A 3,718-nucleotide genomic window follows, 5' to 3' on the forward strand; every position below is an offset into this window, starting at 1 on the left:
GCCGTACCCCCACCAGCCGTACGGCGGCTACCCCGCCACGCGGCAGGACGGCTACCCGGCCGGCGGGGGGCCGGAGGTCGGCGCGGCGGACCAGCCGGCGTGGTACGGCGGCTGCGCGACCGGCGGTGACCAGCCCTCGGCCGGTGGCACGGGGTGACCACCCGGGTGCGGCGGGTGGAAGTCGTAGTGCGTGTCGTGCTCCGGCTGCCCGGACCAGGGATCGACCGGCGGTGAGGACATGGATCAGCTCCAGGCGAGGGTGCGAACGGGTGATCGTAGCCAGCCACGGCACGGTACCGCTGTCCCGATCCCGACCGTATCGGCCGCAACGACGATCGCGGTGGCCGCCACCATCCAAGCGGGACGGGGCGACCACCGCGAACGCGGGGGAGCGGTGTGGATCAGGCGGGCAGGCTGGCGACCCCGTGCGGCAGGAACCGTCGGCCGGTGACCCGCTCGGAGGTGCCGGTCCGGTCCAGGTACGGCGTGACGCCGCCCAGGTGGAACGGCCAGCCGGCACCGAGGATCATGCACAGGTCGATGTCCTGCGCCTCGGCGACGACGCCCTCGTCGAGCATGAGGCGGATCTCCTGCGCCAGCGCGTCGAGCGCGTTCTGGCGCACCTGCTCCGCGGTCAGCGGCTGGTCGCCGACCACGAGCAGCTTCGCCACCTCGGCGTTGACCTCGTCGTCGACGACGATCGGCTGGCCGGAGTCGGCGATCCGCTTGAGGTTCTCGCTGACCCCGAACCGGTCCGGGAACGCGGCGTGCAGGGTGCCGCCCACGTGGTACGCGACGGCCGGCCCGACGAGCTGGAGCAGGGCAAGCGGGCGCATCGGCAGGCCCAGCGGGTCCAGCGCGCTGTTCGCGACGTCCAGCGGGGTGCCCTGGTCGACGGCGGCGAAGACCGTGCCGAGGAAGCGGGTGAGCAGCCGGTTGACCACGAACGCCGGCGCGTCCTTGACCAGCACCGAGGACTTCTTCAGCTGCTTGCCCACCGCGAACGCGGTGGCGAGGGTGGCGTCGTCCGTCCGCTCGCCCCGGACGATCTCCAGCAGCGGCAGCACCGCGACCGGGTTGAAGAAGTGGAAGCCGACCACCCGCTCGGGGTGCTCCAGCTCCTGCGCCATCGCCGTGATCGACAGGGAGGAGGTGTTCGTGGCCAGCACCGCCTCCGGCTTGACGATCTTCTCCAGCTCGGCCCAGACCTGCTTCTTGACGGCCAGGTCCTCGAAGACGGCCTCGATGACGAAGTCACAGTCAGCGAACGACGTGAGCTGGCCCGGCTGTGCCGCGGCGAAGGCCTCTGCCTTCGCCGCGCCGCTGACCAGGCCGTACAGCTTGGCGGCGGTGCCCTTGTCCATCCGGCCCTTGCTGACGGCCTTCTCGATCTGGGTGTGCACGTAGCCGACGCCGGAGTCCACCCGGGCCTGGTCCAGGTCGGTCATGACGACCGGCACCTGGAGGCGGCGGGCGAAGAGCAGGGCGAGCTGGCTGGCCATCAGGCCGGCGCCGACGATGCCGACCTTGGTGACGGGGCGGGCGAGGCCCTTGTCCGGCGCGCCGGCCGGCCGCTTGGCCCGCCGCTGCACCAGGTCGAAGGCGTACAGGCCGCTGCGCAGCTCCTCGGAGAAGACCAGGTCCGCGAGGGCCTCGTCCTCGGCGGCGGTGCCGGTGGCGAAGTCGGCGTCCTTCGCCGTCTCCAGCAGGTCCAGCGCCTTGTACGCGGCCGGGACCGCGCCGTGCAGCCGCTGGTCCAGGGTCTGCCGGGCGAAGTAGAGCACGCCCGCCCACATGTCCTTGTCGACCTCGGGCCGGGTCACGGTGACCTCGCCCCGCACGACGCCGGCGGCCCACTCCAGGGACCGCTCCAGGAAGTCGGCCGGCTCCAGCAGCACGTCCGCGATGCCCATCTCGGCGGCCTGCTTCGGCCTGAGCATCTTGTTCTGCATCAGCGGGTTCTGGATGATCACCTGGGTCGCCGCCGGGATGCCGATCAGGTTCGGCAGCAGCTGGGTGCCGCCCCAGCCGGGGACCAGCCCGAGGGAGACCTCGGGCAGGGCCAGCGCCGCCGCGCCGCCGGAGAGCGTCCGGTAGTGGCAGTGCAGGGCCAGCTCCAGGCCGCCGCCCATCGCCGCGCCGTTGACGAAGGCGAAGGTCGGGATCTCGCTGTCCCGGAGGCGGGCGAAGACCCGGTGGCCGAGCCGGCCGATCTCCAGTGCCTGCTCGCGGTCGGCGAGCTGCGGGAGGCTGGTGATGTCCGCGCCCACGCAGAAGACGTACGGCTTGCCGGTGACCGCGATGAACGCCGGGTTGGCCGCCACCGCGGCGGTGATGGCCTCGTCCAGGCTGGTCAGGCCGCCCGGGCCGAAGCTGTTCGGCTTGGTGTGGTCGAAGCCGTTGTCCAGGGTGATCAGGGCGGCCGGCCGGTCCAGCCCCGGTACGTTCACCTGGCGCAGCAGCGCCCTGGTGACGACCTCGTTCGGTGCGGCGAGCGCGCTCACTTGTTGCCCTCCCCCTGAGCTGGCTTGCTGGACTCCGTCCAGTGCGGGTTCTCCCAGATCACGGTGCCGCCCATGCCGATGCCGATGCACATGGCGGTGAGGCCGTAGCGGACCTCCGGGTGCTCGGCGAACTGCCGGGCGAGCTGGGTCATCAGCCGTACGCCCGAGGAGGCGAGCGGGTGACCGATGGCGATCGCGCCGCCCCACGGGTTGACCCGGGGGTCGTCGTCGGCGATGCCGAAGTGGTCGAGGAAGGCGAGCACCTGCACGGCGAACGCCTCGTTCAGCTCGAACAGGCCGATGTCGTCGATGCTCAGCCCGGCGAGGCGCAGCGCCTTCTCGGTCGACGGGATCGGGCCGACGCCCATCACCTCGGGCTCGACGCCGACGAAGCCGAACGAGACGAGCCGCATGGCGACGGGCAGGCCCAGCTCGCGGGCGACGTCCTCGGAGGCGAGCAGGCTCGCGGTGGCGCCGTCGTTCAGGCCGGCCGCGTTGCCCGCGGTGACCTTGCCGTGCGGGCGGAACGGGGTCTTCAGGGTGGCGAGCTTCTCCAGCGAGGTGTCCCGGGGCGCCTCGTCCACCGTGGCCAGGCCCCAGCCGCCGTCGGCGTCGCGGATCGCCATCGGCACCAGGTCGTCCTGGAGCTTGCCGTTGGCGTACGCCTTGGCGGTCTTCTGCTGCGAGGCGAGCGCGAAGGCGTCGGTGCGCTCCTTGGTGATGTGCGGTACCCGGTCGTGCAGGTTCTCCGCGGTGGCGCCCATGACCAGGGCGGACGGGTCGACCAGCTTCTCGGCGACGATCCGCGGGTTCGGGTCGACGCCCTCGCCCATCGGGTGGCGGCCCATGTGCTCGACGCCTCCGGCGATGGCGACGTCGTACGCGCCCATGGCGATGCCGCTGGCGACGGTGGTCACCGCGGTCATCGCGCCGGCGCACATCCGGTCGATCGCGAAACCGGGGACGGTCTTGGGCAGGCCGGCCAGCAGGGCGGCGGTCCGGCCGATGGTCAGGCCCTGGTCGCCGATCTGGGTGGTGGCGGCGATGGCGACCTCCTCGACCCGCTCCGGCGGCAGCTGCGGGTTACGGCGCAGCAGCTCGCGGATGCAGCGGATCACCAGGTCGTCGGCGCGGGTGTTGGCGTACATGCCACCCGCCTTGCCGAAGGGGGTGCGGACGCCGTCGACGAAGACGACATCCCGGACTTCACGGGG

General features: G+C 72.4%; 2 protein-coding genes. Both read right to left on the reverse strand.

The genetic code is table 11. The features are described 5' to 3' along the window. Window positions 1–401: 401 nt before the first annotated feature. Window positions 402–2,504, reverse strand: a complete 2,103-nt coding sequence (locus ACSNOB_RS31610; RefSeq protein ID WP_436691056.1) for a 3-hydroxyacyl-CoA dehydrogenase NAD-binding domain-containing protein — start codon at window positions 2,502–2,504, stop codon at window positions 402–404. After that, on the reverse strand, window positions 2,501–3,718 hold a 1,218-nt coding region (locus ACSNOB_RS31615), incomplete at its 5' end, for a thiolase family protein (RefSeq protein WP_436691058.1). The genes ACSNOB_RS31615 and ACSNOB_RS31610, both read right to left, overlap by 4 nt.

Source organism: Micromonospora sp. URMC 106 (genome assembly GCF_051386395.1).
Taxonomy (GTDB): Bacteria; Actinomycetota; Actinomycetes; order Mycobacteriales; family Micromonosporaceae; genus Micromonospora.